This is a genomic window from Rhizobium sp. H4, assembly GCF_003013335.1.
GTDB classification, from domain to species: domain Bacteria; phylum Pseudomonadota; class Alphaproteobacteria; order Rhizobiales; family Rhizobiaceae; genus Rhizobium; species Rhizobium sophoriradicis.
Genome location: NZ_PSOW01000004.1, coordinates 172590 through 189965, shown reverse-complemented (window position 1 = coordinate 189965; position 17376 = coordinate 172590). Strand labels below are relative to the sequence as shown.

Annotated in this window: 14 protein-coding genes; 11 read left to right on the top strand and 3 right to left on the bottom strand. The window is 63.0% G+C overall.

Going from position 1 to position 17376, the window contains the following annotated elements; all coding sequences use genetic code 11:
* The first annotated feature begins 23 nt into the window (after nt 1–23).
* The 6 genes from kdpA (at nt 24) to C4N04_RS07800 (ending at nt 8678) form a co-directional block, all read left to right on the top strand.
* The gene (kdpA, locus tag C4N04_RS07825) at nt 24–1727 is read left to right on the top strand and encodes a potassium-transporting ATPase subunit KdpA (RefSeq protein WP_077989684.1); all 1704 of its coding nucleotides are present in this window, start codon (nt 24–26) and stop codon (nt 1725–1727) included.
* Nucleotides 1728–1790: 63 nt separating this feature from the next.
* Nucleotides 1791–3851, top strand: a complete 2061-nt coding sequence (gene kdpB, locus C4N04_RS07820; protein WP_077989685.1) for a potassium-transporting ATPase subunit KdpB — start codon at nt 1791–1793, stop codon at nt 3849–3851.
* Nucleotides 3852–3911: 60 nt separating this feature from the next.
* The gene (gene kdpC / locus C4N04_RS07815; RefSeq protein WP_009990983.1) at nt 3912–4481 is read left to right on the top strand and encodes a potassium-transporting ATPase subunit KdpC; all 570 of its coding nucleotides are present in this window, start codon (nt 3912–3914) and stop codon (nt 4479–4481) included.
* Between the two features lie 291 nt (nt 4482–4772).
* Complete coding sequence (locus C4N04_RS07810; RefSeq protein WP_106795751.1) at nt 4773–7481, top strand: sensor histidine kinase KdpD; 2709 nt, start codon at nt 4773–4775, stop codon at nt 7479–7481.
* Nucleotides 7478–8170 (top strand): response regulator transcription factor, encoded by a 693-nt coding sequence (locus C4N04_RS07805; protein ID WP_040141106.1) that lies wholly within the window; start codon nt 7478–7480, stop codon nt 8168–8170. The genes C4N04_RS07810 and C4N04_RS07805 overlap by 4 nt, the downstream gene beginning before the upstream one ends.
* Before the next feature lie 52 nt (nt 8171–8222).
* Entirely contained in the window at nt 8223–8678 is a 456-nt protein-coding gene (locus tag C4N04_RS07800; protein ID WP_106795750.1) for a PTS sugar transporter subunit IIA, read from the top strand.
* 49 nt (nt 8679–8727) lie between these two features.
* Here the strand turns inward: C4N04_RS07800 and C4N04_RS07795 are convergent, their stop codons facing one another.
* On the bottom strand, nt 8728–9744 hold the full coding sequence (locus C4N04_RS07795) for a porin (RefSeq protein ID WP_040111446.1): 1017 nt from the start codon (nt 9742–9744) through the stop codon (nt 8728–8730).
* A 359-nt stretch (nt 9745–10103) separates the two neighbouring features.
* Between C4N04_RS07795 and C4N04_RS07790 the strand changes: the two genes are divergently transcribed.
* From C4N04_RS07790 to C4N04_RS07770, 5 genes are all read left to right on the top strand, one after another.
* A complete protein-coding gene (locus C4N04_RS07790; protein WP_040141102.1) occupies nt 10104–11129 on the top strand; it encodes a sulfate ABC transporter substrate-binding protein in 1026 nt (341 codons plus the stop codon).
* Between the two features lie 8 nt (nt 11130–11137).
* Nucleotides 11138–11995, top strand: coding sequence for a sulfate ABC transporter permease subunit CysT (gene cysT / locus C4N04_RS07785; RefSeq protein ID WP_040111444.1), 858 nt, complete (start codon nt 11138–11140; stop codon nt 11993–11995).
* Complete coding sequence (gene cysW, locus C4N04_RS07780) at nt 11985–12857, top strand: sulfate ABC transporter permease subunit CysW (RefSeq protein ID WP_040141098.1); 873 nt, start codon at nt 11985–11987, stop codon at nt 12855–12857. The genes cysT and cysW overlap by 11 nt, the downstream gene beginning before the upstream one ends.
* Before the next feature lie 10 nt (nt 12858–12867).
* The gene (locus C4N04_RS07775; RefSeq protein ID WP_106795749.1) at nt 12868–13908 is read left to right on the top strand and encodes a sulfate/molybdate ABC transporter ATP-binding protein; all 1041 of its coding nucleotides are present in this window, start codon (nt 12868–12870) and stop codon (nt 13906–13908) included.
* A 228-nt stretch (nt 13909–14136) separates the two neighbouring features.
* Nucleotides 14137–14952 (top strand): cell wall hydrolase, encoded by an 816-nt coding sequence (locus C4N04_RS07770; protein WP_106795748.1) that lies wholly within the window; start codon nt 14137–14139, stop codon nt 14950–14952.
* Between the two features lie 33 nt (nt 14953–14985).
* Here C4N04_RS07770 and pepT read toward each other — a convergent pair whose 3' ends face one another.
* Both pepT and ugpC read right to left on the bottom strand, forming a co-directional pair.
* A complete protein-coding gene (gene pepT / locus C4N04_RS07765) occupies nt 14986–16218 on the bottom strand; it encodes a peptidase T (RefSeq protein WP_106795747.1) in 1233 nt (410 codons plus the stop codon).
* A gap of 95 nt (nt 16219–16313) precedes the next feature.
* Complete coding sequence (ugpC, locus tag C4N04_RS07760) at nt 16314–17372, bottom strand: sn-glycerol-3-phosphate ABC transporter ATP-binding protein UgpC (RefSeq protein WP_106795746.1); 1059 nt, start codon at nt 17370–17372, stop codon at nt 16314–16316.
* Nucleotides 17373–17376: the final 4 nt, after the last annotated feature.

Genomic DNA, 17376 nt, shown 5'->3' with positions numbered 1-17376 from the left:
CCGGGTATTGAAAGTCTACCTCCATGACCCTCAACGGATGGCTTCAGATCCTGCTCTTTTGCGGGATCGTTCTTGCGCTCGTCAAACCGCTCGGCGGCTATATGACGCGTGTCTTCAGCGGCGAGCGTACGTTTCTGTCGCCAGTCCTCGTTCCGATCGAACGGGGGCTTTACCGCGCCGCCGGCACCAGCAAAGGCGAGGAGCAGCATTGGACCTCCTATGCCTTCGCCATGCTGATGTTCAATCTTCTCGGTGTCATCGTCCTTTACGCGCTGCAGCGGCTGCAGGCCGGCCTGCCCTATAATCCGGCCGGCATGGCGGCCATCCCGCCGGAGCTTTCCTTCAACACCGCCGTCAGCTTCGTCACCAACACGAACTGGCAGAATTACGGCGGCGAAAGCACCATGTCCTATCTCACCCAGATGGCCGGCTTCACCGTCCAGAACTTCGTCTCCGCAGCGACGGGGATCGCCATCGCGCTCGCCTTCATCCGCGTCTTCTCGCGCGCTTCAGGCAAGGCCATCGGCAATTTCTGGGTCGATATGACCAGGGCAACCTTCTATGTGCTGCTGCCGATCTCAATCGTGCTGACGCTGGTCTACGTCTATCTCGGCGTGCCGCAGACGCTTGGGCCTTACGTCAATGCGATGACGCTCGAAGGCGCGCAGCAGACGATCGCCGTCGGCCCCGTCGCCTCGCAGCTTGCGATCAAGATGCTCGGCACCAATGGCGGCGGCTTCTTCAACGCCAATTCCGCCCATCCGTTCGAAAACCCGGACGCGATCTCCAACCTCATCCAGATGGTCTCGATCTTCGCCATCGGCGCGGCGCTGACCAATGTCTTCGGCCGCATGGTCGGCAACCAGCGCCAGGGCTGGGCGATCCTTGCCACGATGGGCGTGCTGTTCCTCGCCGGCGTCATCGTCACCTATTGGGCGGAAGCCGCCGGCAATCCGCTGATGCATGCCTTCGGCATTCAGGGCGGCAATATGGAGGGCAAGGAGGTTCGCTTCGGCGTCGCCCTGTCGTCGCTGTTTGCCGTCATCACCACGGCCGCCTCCTGCGGCGCGGTCAACGCGATGCTTGGCAGCTTTACCGCGCTCGGCGGCCTCATTCCGCTGATCAACATGCAGCTCGGCGAAATCATCGTCGGCGGTGTCGGCGCCGGCTTCTACGGCATCCTGCTGTTCATCATCGTCGCCGTCTTTGTCGCCGGCCTGATGGTTGGCCGCACGCCGGAATATCTCGGCAAGAAGATCGAGGCGAAGGAAATGAAGATGGCCGTCCTCGCCATCCTCTGCCTGCCGCTCGCCATGCTGGTCTTCACCGCGATCGCCACGGTGCTGCCTTCCGCCGTCGCCTCGATCGGCACTGCCGGCCCGCACGGCTTCTCCGAAATCCTCTATGCCTATACCTCGGCTGCGGCCAATAACGGCTCGGCTTTCGGTGGCCTGACGGGCAATACGCCCTGGTACAATGTGACGCTCGGCATCGGCATGCTCGCCGGCCGCTTCCTGGTCATCATCCCGGCGCTCGCCATTGCCGGCTCGCTAATGGCCAAGAAGACGGTGCCGGCCTCGGCAGGCACTTTCCCGACAGACGGTCCGCTCTTCGTCGGCCTGCTCGTCGGCACGATCCTGATCGTCGGCGGCCTGACCTTCTTTCCGGCGCTGGCGCTCGGCCCTGTCGTCGAACACCTGGTCGCGATTGCCGGACAAACCTTCTGAGGCGATGCCCGACCCTGCATCGCCGTGGTCCTTCGCCATCCTCGTTTCAAGCTGGAGTCTCTTATGAGCCAGGCAACATCCGCGAGCATCGTCGATTCTCGTATCCTCATTCCGGCCGCCGGCGCCGCCTTCAAAAAGCTCGACCCGCGCGCACTCGCCAGAAACCCGGTCATGTTCGTGGTGGCCACGGTTTCGGTACTGACCACCGTGCTTTTCCTGCGCGACCTCGCCGCCGGCAACGGCAATCTCGGCTTCTCCTTCCAGATCAATCTCTGGCTCTGGTTCACCGTGCTGTTTGCCAATTTCGCCGAAGCTGTCGCCGAAGGCCGCGGCAAGGCGCAGGCCGATTCGCTGCGCAAGGCGCGCACCGAAACCCAGGCCAAGCTCTTGACCGGCAATAATGGCAGCGACTACCGCATGGTGCCGGGCACCAGCCTCAAGGTCGGCGATATCGTGCTCGTCGAAGCCGGCGACATCATTCCGTCCGACGGCGAGGTCATCGAAGGTGTCGCCTCCGTCAACGAAGCGGCAATCACCGGCGAATCCGCGCCCGTCATCCGCGAATCCGGCGGCGACCGTTCGGCCGTGACCGGCGGCACGCAGGTACTGTCCGACTGGATCCGCGTGCGCATCACCGCTGCCGCCGGCTCGACCTTCCTCGACCGGATGATTTCGCTGGTCGAAGGCGCTCAGCGCCAGAAGACACCGAACGAGATCGCGCTCAACATCCTGCTTGCCGGCATGACGCTGATCTTCGTGCTCGCCACCGCGACGATCCCGAGCTTTGCCATCTATGCCGGCGGCTCGATCCCGATCATCGTGCTCGTCGCCCTCTTCGTCACCCTGATTCCGACGACGATCGGCGCGCTGCTGTCGGCGATCGGCATTGCCGGCATGGACCGCCTCGTCCGCTTCAACGTGCTCGCCATGTCAGGCCGCGCAGTCGAGGCCGCCGGCGACGTCGACACGCTGCTGCTCGACAAAACCGGCACGATCACGCTCGGCAATCGCCAGGCGACGAGCTTCCGCCCGGTGCGCGGCGTATCCGAACAGGACCTCGCCGACGCCGCCCAGCTTGCCTCGCTTGCCGACGAAACGCCGGAGGGACGCTCCATCGTCGTGCTTGCCAAGGAGAAATATGCGATCCGCGGCCGCGACATGGCGAGCCTCAAGGCGACCTTCGTGCCTTTCACCGCCCAGACCCGCATGAGCGGCGTCGATCTCGAAGGCGCCTCGATCCGCAAGGGTGCGGTCGACACCGTGCTCGCCTATGTCGCCGGTGATGCGCCCTCGAAGAATGGCGGCGAGGTCGTCCGCGAGTTGCAGGCGATCGCCGACGAGGTCGCCAAATCGGGCGGCACGCCGCTCGCCGTTGCCCGCGACGGCCGGCTGCTCGGCATCATCCAGTTGAAGGATATCGTCAAGGGCGGCATCCGCGAACGCTTCACGGAGCTGCGCCGCATGGGCATCCGCACCGTGATGATCACAGGCGACAACCCGCTGACGGCGGCCGCCATCGCCGCCGAGGCCGGCGTCGACGATTTCCTCGCCCAGGCGACGCCGGAGATGAAACTGGCGCTGATGCGGGAGGAACAGGCCAACGGCAAGCTGGTCGCCATGTGCGGCGACGGCACCAACGATGCCCCGGCACTTGCCCAGGCCGATGTCGGAGTCGCCATGAACACCGGCACGGTTGCCGCCCGCGAGGCCGGCAATATGGTCGATCTCGACAGCGATCCGACCAAGCTCATCGAGATCGTCGAGATCGGCAAACAGCTTCTGATGACGCGCGGCGCGCTGACGACATTTTCGATCGCCAACGACATCGCCAAATACTTCGCCATCATCCCGGCGATGTTCCTGACCTTCTATCCGCAGCTCGGCGTGCTCAACGTCATGGGACTGTCGACGCCGCAAAGCGCCATCCTCTCGGCGATCATCTTCAACGCGTTGATCATCATCGCGCTGATCCCGTTGTCCTTGAAGGGCGTGCGCTACCGCCCGATCGGTGCCGGCGCGCTGCTGTCGCGCAACCTGCTGATCTACGGCCTCGGCGGCATCCTCGTCCCCTTCGTCGGCATCAAGGCGATCGACTTGGCCGTCGCAGCCCTCGGCCTCGCTTAGCGGAAGATCCGGTTTCTAACCGGAACCGGTCTCCGCCTGAACTCTCCAAGGAGCAGAACAATGTTGAAAGAATTGCGCCCCGCCGTCGTCATGATCGTCGCCACCACCGTGATCACCGGCCTTCTCTATCCGCTCGCCATGACCGGCGCGGCCCAGGCCCTGTTCCCCACCCAGGCGAACGGCAGCCTCGTCGAGAAAAACGGCCAGGTGATCGGCTCGACGCTGATCGGCCAGGCCTTTACCAGCGACAAATATTTCCACGGCCGACCCTCGGCTGCCGGCGACGGCTACAATGCCGCCGCCTCCGGCGGTTCCAACCTCGGCCCGACCAGCCAGAAACTGATCGACCGGGTCAAGGGCGACTATGAGGCGGCCAAGGCGGAAAACCCGACCGCCGAGGTGCCGGCCGATCTCGTCACCGCTTCGGGCAGCGGCCTCGATCCCGATATTTCGCCGGAGGCCGCCTACTTCCAGGTGGCCCGTGTCGCCAAGGCGCGGAGCCTTGACGAGGCCAAAGTGAAGGCGCTGGTCGACGGCGCCGTTCACCACCGCGAGCTCGGCCTTCTCGGCGAACCCACCGTCAATGTTCTGGCGTTGAACCAGAGGCTTGATGCTTCTATGACTGAGTGAGTTTGGCAAGGTGGGTGCGGGTTTGGCGACGAGGCCAACCCCGCTCTCCGTCATCCTCGGGCTTGACCCGAGGATCCATGCCCGTGGCTGCTGACCGATGCGGTATGGATGCTCGGGTCAAGCCCGAGCATGACGGGGGGCGGGTCGGCACAAGGAACTATTCACGGCTCAGTGCCCGGTTCTGGAAAGCCATCCACCAACTAAACCAACCTATGCCGACCCCCTGACGTGATGAGGGATCGGGAAGCTTGGCGCTTATCCAAGCACAGGCATCTGCAGAAAGAAACACGCATGCCAGACGACAACCGCGACCAGGCCGGCAGGCCCTCGCCCGATGCGCTCCTCGAAAAGGCCCGGGCGGAGACGCGCGGTCGTCTGAAGATCTTTCTCGGCGCTGCTCCCGGCGTCGGCAAGACCTATGAAATGCTGATCTCCGGCCGCGCCAAGATCGCCGACGGGCTCGATGTCGTCATCGGCGTCGTCGAAACCCACGGCCGCAAGGAGACGGAGGCGCTGGTCGCCGGTTTCGAGATCATCCCCCGCGTCGAAATCGACTACAAGGGCCGGGCGCTCGAGGAAATGGATCTCGACGGCATCCTCGCCCGCCGGCCCGATCTCGTTCTGGTCGACGAGCTCGCCCACACCAATGCCGAGGGCAGCCGCCATCCGAAACGCTACCTCGACGTCAAGGAATTGCTCGATCGCGGCATCGACGTCTATACGACACTGAACATCCAGCATGTCGAAAGCCTCAACGACGTCGTCTCGCAGATCACCCGCATCCGCGTGCGCGAGACGGTGCCGGATTCGATCATCGACCTGGCCGACGATGTCGAGATCATCGATCTGACGCCGGACGATCTGATCAAGCGGCTGCATGACGGCAAGGTCTATATGCCTCGCACCGCCGAACGGGCGCTGACCAATTATTTCACGCCGGGCAACCTGACGGCGCTCAGGGAGCTGGCACTGCGCAAGACCGCCCAGCGCGTCGACGACCAGCTGCTGACCCATATGCAGGCTCACGCCATCTCCGGCCCCTGGGCGGCGGGCGAACGCGTCCTCGTCTCGGTCGATCACCACCCGCGCTCGGCCTCGCTGGTGCGCTACGCCGCCCGCATGGCCTCGCGCCTGCGCGCGCCCTGGGCGGCCGTCTATATCGAGACCAGCCGCTCGATCAACCTCAGCGAAGCCGAGCGCGATACGATCGCCTCGACACTGCGGCTTGCCGAACAGCTCGGCGGCGAGGCGATCACCATTCCCGGCCGCGAGGTGGCCGAAGAACTCGTCCGCCATGCCACCGCCAACAACGTCACCCACATCGTCATCGGCGCCCCGAAGAAGCCGACATGGCGTGACTGGTGGGCCCGCTCGATCACCGACGATCTGATCCGCAAGACCGGCGAGATCAGCGTCCACGTCATATCGGGCAACGAGAAGGACGGCACCACCGCGCGCGGCATCAAGGCCGCCGCCACCGCGCCGCAGCTGGATATCAAAGCCTATCTGCTGGCGACCATCTATGTCGCCATCGCGCTCGGCGTCAGCATCGTGCTCGACCAGGTGCTTGATGTGCGCAACCTCGCGCTGGTGTTTCTGATGGCGGTGCTGACCTCCGCCGTGCTCCACGGCCTGCGGCCGGCGCTCTACAGCTGCATTCTAGGCGCGCTGTCCTTCAACTTCTTCTTCCTGCCGCCGCGCTACACGCTGACGATCAGCGATCCGGAAAGCGTGCTCGCCTTCTTCTTCTTCCTGGGCGTCGCCATCATCGCCAGCAATCTGACCGCGACCGTGCAGCGCCAGGCGGCGGCCGCCCGGCAGCGGGCGCGCACGACCGAAGACCTCTATCTCTTTTCGAAGAAGCTTGCCGGCACCGGCACGCTTGACGACGTGCTCTGGGCGACCGCCTTCCAGCTCGCCTCGATGCTGAAGGTTCGCGTCGTGCTGCTGCTCCCCGAGGAAGGCAGCATCGCCGTCAAGGCCGGTTATCCGCCCGATGATACGCTCGACGACGCCGATATCGCCGCCGCCCGCTGGGCCTGGGAGCACAATCACGCCGCTGGCCGCGGCGCCGATACCCTGCCCGGCGCAAAGCGCCTTTACGTGCCGCTCAGAACCGGGCGCGCCGCCGTCGGCGTCATCGGCCTCGACAGCGATCGCCGTGACGGGCCGCTGCTGACGCCCGAGCAGCAGCGGCTGCTCGGCGCGCTGGCCGACCAGGCCGCCCTTGCCATCGAACGCGTCCAGCTCGTCGCCGATGTCGACCGGGCAAGGCTTGCGGCCGAGGCCGACCGGCTGCGTTCGGCCCTGCTCACCTCGATCTCGCATGATCTGAAGACGCCGCTCGCCGCCATCCTCGGCGCCGCCGGCACGCTGCGCGATTACTTCGCCTCGATGCCGGAGGAGGATCGCGCCGAGTTGCTTTCCACCGTCGTCGACGAATCGGAGCGCCTCAACCGTTTCATCGCCAATCTGCTCGACATGACCAAGATCGAGTCCGGGGCAATGGAGCCGAACTCTGCGCCGCACTATGCCGGCGATATCGTCGGCACGGCGCTCGCCCGCGCCGCAAAGATCCTCGAGCACCACAAGACCGAGATGAGCATCCCCGCCGAGCTGCCGATGGTGCGGGTTGATCCGGTGCTGTTCGAGCAGGTGATCTTCAACCTGCTCGACAATGCCGCCAAATACGCGCCCGAGGGATCGGTGATCCAGATCGAAGGCTGGGCCGATGCCGACAATGTCGTTGTGCAGGTTTCGGACGAGGGCCCCGGCATCCCGCCGGCCGACCTTGACCGCATCTTCGATACCTTCTACCGGGTGCGCAAGGGCGACCGGGTGCGCGCCGGCACCGGGCTTGGCCTGTCCATCTGCCGCGGCTTCATCGAGGCGATGGGCGGCACGATCACGGCCGGCAACCGACGGGGCCGGCCGGGCGCCGTCTTCACCATCCACCTGCCGAAACCCACCGACATTCCGAAACTGGATGAACTCAAATGACCGGTTCAGCCGTCAAAATTCTCGTCGTCGACGACGAGCCGCCGATCCGCAAGCTGCTCCGCGTCGGCCTGACCGCGCAGGGCTACGAGGTGCAGGAGGCGCCGAACGCCGAAAGCGCCCGCCGGTCGGTCACGGGCGACATGCCCGACCTCGTCGTGCTCGACCTTGGCCTGCCCGACACGCCGGGCCATGACCTCCTGCAGGAGTGGCGCGACGCAGGGCTTGCGATGCCTGTTGTCATCCTGTCCAGCCGCACCGACGAAGCCGGCATCGTCAAGGCGCTGGAAAGCGGCGCCGACGATTACGTCACCAAGCCTTTCGGCATCAACGAGCTCGGTGCCCGCATCCGCGTGGCGCTGCGCCACCGGCTGCAGCAACAGGGGGAAAAGGCGATCTTCCAGACCGGCGGGCTGTCGATCGATCTCGTCAAGCGCATCGTTAAGGTCGATGGTGTGGAACTAAAACTGTCGCCGAAGGAATACGACATCCTGCGCGTACTCGCCCAGCATGCGGGCAAGGTGCTGACACACCAGTTTCTATTGAAGCAGGTATGGGGGCCGGCGGCCGACGTGCAATATCTGCGCGTTTACATCAGGCAGCTGCGGCAAAAGGTCGAGAAAATTCCGGATCAGCCGCACTATATAACCACCGAGACCGGCGTCGGCTACCGGCTCAGAGAACCGGACTGACATCCCTGCCCTTCCCATTGACGACCTTCGAGCCGACTATATCGAGAATGACATGAACCTTCCCAACATCATCCGGCCGGAACACACTTTCATCGGCGTGTCGGCTCCGACGAAATGGCGGGCGCTGCAGACCATCGCGGACAAGGCAGCCATGGCCCTTTCCGTCGACGCGCAGATCATTCTGAAGGCGCTCGAAACCCGTGAAAAGCTCGGCTCCACCGGGATCGGTAACGGCATCGCCATTCCGCATGCGGCGATCGACGGCATGAGCAGCCCGCGCGGTCTTCTCCTCCGCTTTTCCCGGCCGCTGGATTTCGAGGCGATCGACGATATCCCGGCCGACATCGCCGTCGTGCTGCTTTTCGGGGAGAACAACCGCGGCGAATATCTGAACGTGCTGTCGGCTATCGCGCGGCGGCTGCAATCGGACGGCGTGCTCGCCGCCATGCGCAAGGCAAGGACGGCCGACGAATTCTATTCCGACTTCATCGCCGATTCCGGGGTATGAAAAAGGCGCGGCCCGAAGGCCGCGCCCGGTCGTCTGCAACGAGACGATCTTAGAAATCGCGCTGGAAGCGCAGGAAGCCGAACACTTCGTCGTCGCCTTCGTCCTCATCGTGATATTGCACGCTGAGCTTCGAACGCAGGTCTTCGACGATCTGGTAGTCGATCGTGACACCGGTTGTGTAGGCGCTGCCGCCGGTGAAGCCATTGCCGTCAGCTTCGAGAGCGATGTTTTCGAAGTACTGGAAGCCGGGGGTGACCGACCACTTGTCGTTGATCTTCAGAGCGTATTCGGCTGCGATCGTCCATTCGGACTCTTCGTAGTAGTAGTTGGCGCCGCTTGCCCAGATGCCGGCGATGCCGAGGGTGCCCGGGCCGATGTCGGCATAGACGATACCGCGGACAGCAACTTCACTGGTGTCGGTGTCATAACCGGCAAGCAGGTAAGCGCTGACGGCGCCGGCCTTGTAGGAGACCTGGCCTGCGACACCGAAGTTGTTCGGGCCTTCGCCCGGCTTGGTGGCGTAGTCTTCTTCCAGTTCGTCGACCGAAATGCCGGCCGCGAAAGCGCCAGCCTCGTACTGATAACGGATCGAGTTGTGGGTCGTCTCGTTGCTGGCGAGCGTATCGGTCTCGCCGCTCATGTCGTCATCCCACCAGCTGTAGAGTTTACCAGCGCGGAAGCCGGCAATGTCGATATAGCCTTCATCCAGCAGCGCTTCCTGATCGGAGGCGTTGTCGGCATTGTAACGCAGCGTCATGACGCCGGTCAGCGTGCCGAACTCGGTGTCGTTCTTGGCCTGGAAGGTGACCTGACCGCGCGTCCAGAAGTTTACATCGGAATCGCCGGAGATCTGGTCACCGAAGCGCACTTCGGTACGGATGTAACCGCCGATCGTAAGGCATGTTTCCGTTCCCGGAATATAAAAATAGCCGGTGCCGTAGGCGTCGCAAACGCGAACATATTCCACAGGCTCGGGTTCCGCCGCCACGATGGCGTCGGCTGCGTGTGCTCCGGAGGCCGCGGCAAGGGCGGCAACGGAGGCAAAAAGGATAGTTCTGATATTCATTTTAAGTGGCCCTAACAGGTTTGGAATGCGAGGCGCATTTCAAGGGATGCCCCCACGTAGCGGCCGGCAAATACGACCGCACCGCCGCCATATAGGAATCCGCAAGTGTCATCGCGGCAAAATCCAGGCAGAAATCAGCACTGCCGCCGTCGCTTGTGGAGGAACTGTGGCAGAAAAAACACGGTTCTGCGGCGGGATGGGGGCGAGCGAACGATTGGCCGCGGCCAACTTCGGCGGGTCCATTTCCAAATCGGCCTGTAAATGGAATGACATTCTAACAGACCCACCAAATCTGAAAGACATTTCGTTTCATTATACGACTGACTTGATAGAGTTAAGGCACAAACAGGAGGGTCCCAATGCAGACAAAACGGTTCACCCGGCTTCTCGCGGCCGCGGTCATGGCAGGCAGCTTCGTGGTCGGGAGCATTGCTCCCGTTTTCGCAGATCAGGCGCTGCTTAACGTTTCCTATGATCCGACCCGCGAATTGTACAAGGATTTCAATGCCGCCTTTGCCGCCAAGTGGCAGAAGGACAATGGGGAAACCGTGACGATCAAGGCCTCGCACGGCGGTTCCGGCGCCCAGGCCCGTTCGGTGATCGACGGCCTCGACGCCGACGTCGTCACGCTGGCGCTCGAGGGCGATATCGATGCGATCGCTAAGGCGACCGGCAAGATCCCCGCCGACTGGAAAACCAAGTTCCCGAACAACTCGACGCCCTATACCTCGACGATCGTCTTCCTGGTTCGCAAGGGCAACCCGAAGGGCATCAAGGATTGGGCCGACCTGGTCAAGGACGACGTGCAGGTGATCACGCCGAACCCGAAGACCTCGGGCGGTGCTCGCTGGAACTTCCTCGCCGCCTGGGCATGGGCCAAGCAGGCCAATGGCGGCGACGACGCCAAGGCGCAAGACTATGTGACGAAACTGCTGCAGCATGTTCCGGTCCTCGATACCGGTGCCCGCGGCGCCACGACCACCTTCGTTCAGCGCGGCCTCGGCGACGTGCTGCTCGCCTGGGAAAACGAAGCCTATCTTTCGCTCGAAGAACTCGGCCCCGACCAGTTCGAGATCGTGACGCCGTCATTCTCGATCCGCGCCGACCCGCCGGTCGCGATCGTCGACGGCAATGTAGACAAGAAGGGCACGCGCAAGGTCGCCGAAGCCTATCTCAACTATCTCTATTCGGACGAAGGCCAGAAGATCGCCGCCAAGCATTATTACCGGCCGATCAAGCCCGAAGCTGCCGATCCGGCCGACATTGCCCGCTTTCCGAAGCTGACGCTTGCCACCATCGACGATTTCGGCGGCTGGAAGGAAGCGCAGCCGAAATTCTTCGGTGACGGCGGCGTATTTGACCAAATCTACAAGCCGGCCCAATAATAGACTTCATGAAAGCACATAGCCCCACGCGGTGGCGGTTCAGGCGGCCGAGCGTTATTCCGGGTTTCGGAATGGCGCTCGGCCTTAGCTTGACCTGGCTCACCCTTCTGATCCTCATTCCGCTCTCCGGCCTTGCCGTCCGGTCGAGCGCGCTCGGCTGGGAGAAATTCTGGTCGATCGCGCTCGATCCGCGCACGCTGAATGCGCTGCGCATCAGCTTCGGCAGCGCCTTCATCGCCGCGATCGTCAATGCCGTCTTCGGCATCATCCTCGCCTGGGTGCTGGTGCGCTACCGCTTCCCCGGCAAGCGCGTCATCGATGCGATGGTCGACTTGCCCTTCGCACTGCCGACCGCGGTTGCCGGCATCGCGCTGACGACGCTCTATGCGCCGAACGGCTGGGTTGGCCAATTCCTGACGCCGCTCGGTATCAAGATCGCCTTCACGCCGGCCGGCATCGTCGTGGCGCTGATCTTCGTCGGCCTGCCCTTCGTCGTGCGCACCGTGCAGCCGGTGATGGAGGAAATCGACAAGGAGGTCGAGGAGGCCGCCGCGACGCTCGGCGCCAACCGCTTCCAGACGATTTTCCGCGTCCTGCTGCCGGGGCTGGCGCCGGCCGTGCTCACCGGTTTCGCGCTCGCCTTTGCCCGCGGCGTCGGCGAATATGGTTCGGTCATCTTCATCGCCGGCAACCTGCCGTTCAAATCGGAGATCGCGCCGCTGCTGATCATCATCAAACTCGAAGAATATAATTACGCGGCGGCGACCGGCATTGCAGCGATCATGCTGATCCTCTCCTTCGCCATGCTGCTGGTCATCAACCTCATCCAGAGCTGGAGCAGGCGGAGGTACGGCTATGGCGCTTGATACGACCGGACAATCCGTCAAGCTGCGATCGGTGACGACTGAACACCGGATCGCGCGCTACAGCCTGATCACCCTTTCGCTGGTCTTCCTGCTGCTGATCCTGCTGCTGCCGCTTGCCGCCGTCTTCGTCGAGGCCTTCCGCAAGGGAGCCGGCCCCTTCATCGAAGCGCTGCAGGATGCCGAAACCTTTTCGGCGATCCGGCTGACGCTGATCGTCGCCGGCGTCAGCGTGCCGCTCAACCTCGTCTTCGGGATCGCCGCCGCCTGGGCGATCGCCAAATTCGAGTTCAAGGGCAAGGCGTTTCTCACGACGCTGATCGACCTGCCCTTCTCCGTCTCCCCCGTCATCTCAGGCCTGGTCTTCGTGCTTCTGTTCGGCGCCAACACCTGGCTTGGCCAGTGGCTCAGCGCCAACGACATCAAGATCCTGTTCGCCGTGCCCGGACTGATCCTCGCGACGATGTTCGTCACCTTCCCCTTCGTCGCCCGCGAATTGATCCCGCTGATGCAGGAACAGGGAACGGCCGACGAGGAGGCAGCCCTTTCGCTCGGCGCCAGCGGCTGGCAGACCTTCTGGCATGTGACGCTGCCGAACATCAAATGGGGCTTGCTCTACGGCGTGCTGCTGTGCAACGCCCGCGCCATGGGCGAGTTCGGCGCCGTTTCGGTGGTCTCGGGCCATATTCGCGGCCAGACCAACACCATGCCGCTGCAGGTCGAGATTCTCTATAACGAATATAATTTCACCGGCGCTTTTGCCGTGGCCACGCTTTTGGCCTTGCTCGCGCTCGTGACTCTTGTTTTGAAGACGCTGCTGGAAATGCGGTACAGCGCGGAAATTTCCGCCAGCCGGCGGCACTGAAGGATTTGCAATGGAAGTACGCGTTCAAAACATTCGCAAGGAATTCGAGCGATTTCCGGCACTGCACGATGTCTCGCTCGGCATCCGCTCCGGCGAGCTGATCGCCCTGCTCGGTCCTTCGGGTTCCGGCAAGACGACATTGCTGCGGCTGATCGCCGGCCTGGAAAGCCCCACGGAGGGGCAGATCTTCTTCGGCGACGAGGACGCCTCGAAGAAATCAGTGCAGCAGCGCAATATCGGCTTCGTCTTCCAGCACTATGCTCTGTTCCGCTACATGACGGTGCTCGACAACGTCTCCTTCGGGTTGAGGGTCAGAAAAGGCGCACGGCGTCCTGCCAAGGCCGACATCCGCCGGCGGGCGTTGGAGCTGCTCGACCTCGTGCAGCTTTCCGGCCTTGAAACACGTTATCCCGCGCAGCTTTCCGGCGGCCAACGCCAGCGCGTGGCGCTCGCCCGCGCCATGGCCGTCGAGCCGAACGTGCTGCTGCTTGATGAACCCTTCGGCGCGCTCGACGCTCAGGTGCGCAAGGACCTGCGCAAATGGCTGCGCGAAATTCACGACCGCACCGGCCACACGACCGTCTTCGTCACGCACGACCAGGACGAGGCGCTGGAGCTTGCCGACCGCGTCGTCGTCATGAGCCAGGGCGCGATCGAACAGGTCGGCACGCCTGACGAGGTCTACGACAACCCCAACTCGCCCTTCGTCTTCGGCTTCATCGGCCAGTCGAATTGCCTGCAGGTCGAAATCGCAGACGGCGACATCCGCTTCGAAGGCCGCTCGCTCGGCCTCAATGCCGAGGGTGAGCCCGATGGGCCGGCGCAGCTCTACTTCCGCCCGCATGACGTCAGGCTCTGCGAATCGGCGGAAAACTGCATTGCCGGGCAACCGGTCTCCAGCCGCCGCGTGGCCGGCACGCGCCATATCGAACTCGATATCGGCAACGACCGCCCGCACATCGAAATCGAGCTGCCGCCGAGCGAGGCCGACCGGCTTGATCGCCACCGGGTGGCGTTCAAGCCGACCCGCTGGAAGCTGTTTCGCAGCTGACGGATCAGGGGAAAAGAGGGCTGCCGCAGTTTGCGCTGCTGCATAATTCGTTAAATTTTCGGAATTATGCAGCAGTCAATCGGAGACTCGCCGCCGAGATCGCTTTTGGCGAGAGTCGATTTTGGTATTTGTTATCTCTGGTTGTTTGTATTTCAGTCATATGACGAGTAAAAGTTTTTTCGCGTTAATCATAAAGGGCTGGACTAATCCCATAGGAGGCACTTGGCGTTGAGGGCGGAGATATCCTTTGGAAAATCCCTGATCGGGATTTTATTCGTAGGACTGGCGGCCGCGGGCTGCACCACAACACCGAAGCCGGCGACGACGGCGGCCAAGACCAAGGTTCAATCGACGAAAGTCGCTTTCAATTATACGGCAAAAGATCGCGATTGCCTGAAGCGGGCGATGTATTTCGAATCGCGGCATTCCGATGAAGACGGCTATCTCGCCGTCGGCACCGTCGTCATGAACAGGCTGACGTCCGGCGCCTATCCTCAATCGATCTGTGGTGTCGTCGCCCAGGAGCGGCAGTTTGCGCCCGGCGTCATGACCCGCGAGGTCAAGCCGCAGGCCGAACCTGAGCTTGCCACCGCGGCCGATGCGATCCTGCTGAAGGGCGCGCGCCATCCGGCGGTGAAGGATGCGATGTTCTTCCACACCGACGGGCTGAAATTCCCCTACGACAACATGCATTATGTGACGGTCGCCGGCGGCAACGCCTTCTACGAGAAGCGCGACTCCAACGGCATGCTCGAAACGCCGCCGCCGCTGCCCTCCTACGAAGTGGCGATGAATTACGTCCCCGGCGAAAGCATGCTGCCGCCGCAATTCGAGGCGCTGATCCCCTCGGCCGTCCCCGTTCCTCTGCCGGCGCCTGATCCCATGGCTACGGCGAGCACGGCACCGATACGGATAACGGCGCCGGTGACCCAGCCGGAAACCTCGATCGTGCCCGAGCCGGGAATGCCGGTCGCCATTCCCACGCCCCGCCCCGCCTATGACAGCGTTATGTTGCGCGGAAGCGTTGCGGCGAACGGCGGCTAACCCGCCATTCCGATGTCTCCGTGAAAGAGCGCCTTAAGCGCGCTCTTCCCAGACCTTCGCCAGTTCCACGATCGTTTTGACGGCCTTTTCCATATCCTGGCGGCTCACCCATTCGAGCGGCGAATGGAAGGCATGGCCGCCGGCGAAGATGTTCGGGCACGGCAGGCCCATGAAGGAGAGGCGCGAGCCATCCGTGCCGCCGCGGATGCTGCCGCGCACCGGCGTCATGCCGGCCCGGCGCACGGCTTCAAGCGCGTTTTCGACGATCTCCGGGTGACCGTCGAGCACCGCTTTCATGTTGCGATACTGCTCCGTCACCTCAAAATGAAAGCTCGAGCCGGGATAGGCAGCCATGACCTCCTTGACGATGGCTTCGAGCATTGCCTCCTTTTCAACCAGCCCCTCCTCGGTAAAATCGCGGATGATAAAGCTCAGCGACGCCTTTTCCATGGAGCCGGTCACGCCGACCGGATGAATGAAGCCCTGCTTTCCCTCGGTGGTCTCCGGTGCCAGCTCCTTCGGCAGCCTATCGATGATGGCGCCGGCGATCTTGATGGCGTTTTCCATGCGGTCCTTGGCGAAGCCCGGATGGATCGCCACGCCTGAGATGCCGATCTCGACGCCGTCGGCCGAAAAGGTCTCGTCCTCGATATGGCCGGCCGTCTCGCCGTCCATCGTATAGGCGAAGTCGGCGCCGAGTTTCTTCAAATCGACCTTGTTGACGCCGCGGCCGACCTCCTCGTCGGGCGTGAACAGGATCTTGATCGTCCCGTGCTGGATATCGGGATTGTCGACGAGGATCTGGGCGGCGGTCATGATTTCCGCTAGCCCGGCCTTGTCGTCGGCGCCGAGCAATGTCGTGCCGTCAGTGGTGACGATGTCGTTGCCGATCTGGTTGTTGAGCTCGGGATGCTCGGCGACACGGATCACCCGGCTTGGATCGCCTGTTAGTTCGATGTCGCCGCCGGCATAGTTCCGGACGATCTGCGGCTTGACATCGGCGCCTGTGAAATCGGGCGCCGTATCCATATGCGAGCAGAAACAGATGACCGGCACCGGCTTGTCGCTATTTCCAGGAATGGTCGCATACACATAACCGTGTTCGTCGAGATGCGCGTCCGCAAGGCCGATCGTCAAAAGTTCATCGACCAGAAGCCGGCCGAGATCCTTCTGCTTTTCGGTGGTCGGCTGCGTCGACGAGGCGGGATCGGATTGGGTGTCGATCACGACATAACGGAGAAAGCGGTCGAGAACAGTGTCGGTCATATCAATCCAATCCAGCGAGATCACGCGGAGGTTATAGGCCCGATGGGCGATACGGCAAAAGTTTTTTCCACTCGCAGCGCGTGAGCATTGACCGTTCAGCCGACACGCTTTCCTTCGACATCGAACACATGCAGGTACTGGGGCGGAAAAGCCACGTTGACCGTCGGGCCTGCCTTGAGCGCTTCGCGGTCGAGCGTGAAGATTTTGAACGGCAGGCCGTGAAGGGCGAGGTGCAGGATGATGCCGAAGCCGGTGGGTTCGACGAGCTCCACTTCGGTGGCGAGCCCGGTCCCGTCATTCGTCATCAGCACATGCTCCGGCCGGATGCCGAGCGTCACCTTGGCGCCGTCCGCGAGCGGCAGCGGCTTTGCCAGCGGCACGATCGTTCCGTCCTTCAGCTTCACGCCGCCTGCGACGTAGCTGGCCTCGAGGAAATTCATCCCCGGCGAGCCGATGAAGCCGGCGACGAACAGATTGGCGGGGCGGTCGTAGAGTTCCAGCGGGCTGCCGACCTGCTGGACGACGCCGCCATGCATGGCGACGATCCGGTCCGCCAGCGTCATCGCCTCGATCTGGTCGTGGGTGACGTAGATCGAGGTCGCCTTCAGCTCGCCGTGCAGTTTCTTGATCTCGGCGCGCATCTGTTCGCGCAGGCGCGCGTCGAGGTTGGACAGCGGCTCGTCGAACAGGAAGGCCTTCGGCTGGCGCACGATGGCACGGCCCATGGCGACGCGCTGGCGCTGGCCGCCGGACAGCGCCTTCGGCCGCCGTTCGAGCAGCGGATCGAGGCCGAGCTTGGCGGCGGCGGCGGAGACGGCACTCGCGATCTTCTCCTTTGCCGTCTTCCTGAGCCTCAGGCTGTAGCTCATATTGCCGGCGACATTCATATGCGGATAGAGCGCATAGGACTGAAATACCATGGCGATGTCGCGGTCCTTCGGATGCCGCTCGTTTACTCGGGCGCCGGCAATGCGGATCTCGCCCGATGTGACATCTTCGAGCCCGGCGATCATGCGCAACAGCGTGGACTTGCCGCAGCCGGAAGGACCGACGAGCACGACGAATTCGCCATCCTTGATTTTAAGATCGACGCCGTGCAACACCTGCACATGGCCATAGGCTTTGCGGATATTCTGGATATCGATCGATGCCATTTGT

What these genes read in the sequence shown, in the direction of transcription:
- kdpA (WP_077989684.1), top strand. Translation starts at nt 24, where the DNA reads ATGACCCTCAACGGATGGCTTCAGATCCTGCTCTTTTGCGGGATCGTT.
- kdpB (WP_077989685.1), top strand. Translation starts at nt 1,791, where the DNA reads ATGAGCCAGGCAACATCCGCGAGCATCGTCGATTCTCGTATCCTCATT.
- kdpC (WP_009990983.1), top strand. Translation starts at nt 3,912, where the DNA reads ATGTTGAAAGAATTGCGCCCCGCCGTCGTCATGATCGTCGCCACCACC.
- C4N04_RS07810 (WP_106795751.1), top strand. Translation starts at nt 4,773, where the DNA reads ATGCCAGACGACAACCGCGACCAGGCCGGCAGGCCCTCGCCCGATGCG.
- C4N04_RS07805 (WP_040141106.1), top strand. Translation starts at nt 7,478, where the DNA reads ATGACCGGTTCAGCCGTCAAAATTCTCGTCGTCGACGACGAGCCGCCG.
- C4N04_RS07800 (WP_106795750.1), top strand. Translation starts at nt 8,223, where the DNA reads ATGAACCTTCCCAACATCATCCGGCCGGAACACACTTTCATCGGCGTG.
- C4N04_RS07795 (WP_040111446.1), bottom strand. Translation starts at nt 9,744, where the DNA reads ATGAATATCAGAACTATCCTTTTTGCCTCCGTTGCCGCCCTTGCCGCG.
- C4N04_RS07790 (WP_040141102.1), top strand. Translation starts at nt 10,104, where the DNA reads ATGCAGACAAAACGGTTCACCCGGCTTCTCGCGGCCGCGGTCATGGCA.
- cysT (WP_040111444.1), top strand. Translation starts at nt 11,138, where the DNA reads ATGAAAGCACATAGCCCCACGCGGTGGCGGTTCAGGCGGCCGAGCGTT.
- cysW (WP_040141098.1), top strand. Translation starts at nt 11,985, where the DNA reads ATGGCGCTTGATACGACCGGACAATCCGTCAAGCTGCGATCGGTGACG.
- C4N04_RS07775 (WP_106795749.1), top strand. Translation starts at nt 12,868, where the DNA reads ATGGAAGTACGCGTTCAAAACATTCGCAAGGAATTCGAGCGATTTCCG.
- pepT (WP_106795747.1), bottom strand. Translation starts at nt 16,218, where the DNA reads ATGACCGACACTGTTCTCGACCGCTTTCTCCGTTATGTCGTGATCGAC.
- ugpC (WP_106795746.1), bottom strand. Translation starts at nt 17,372, where the DNA reads ATGGCATCGATCGATATCCAGAATATCCGCAAAGCCTATGGCCATGTG.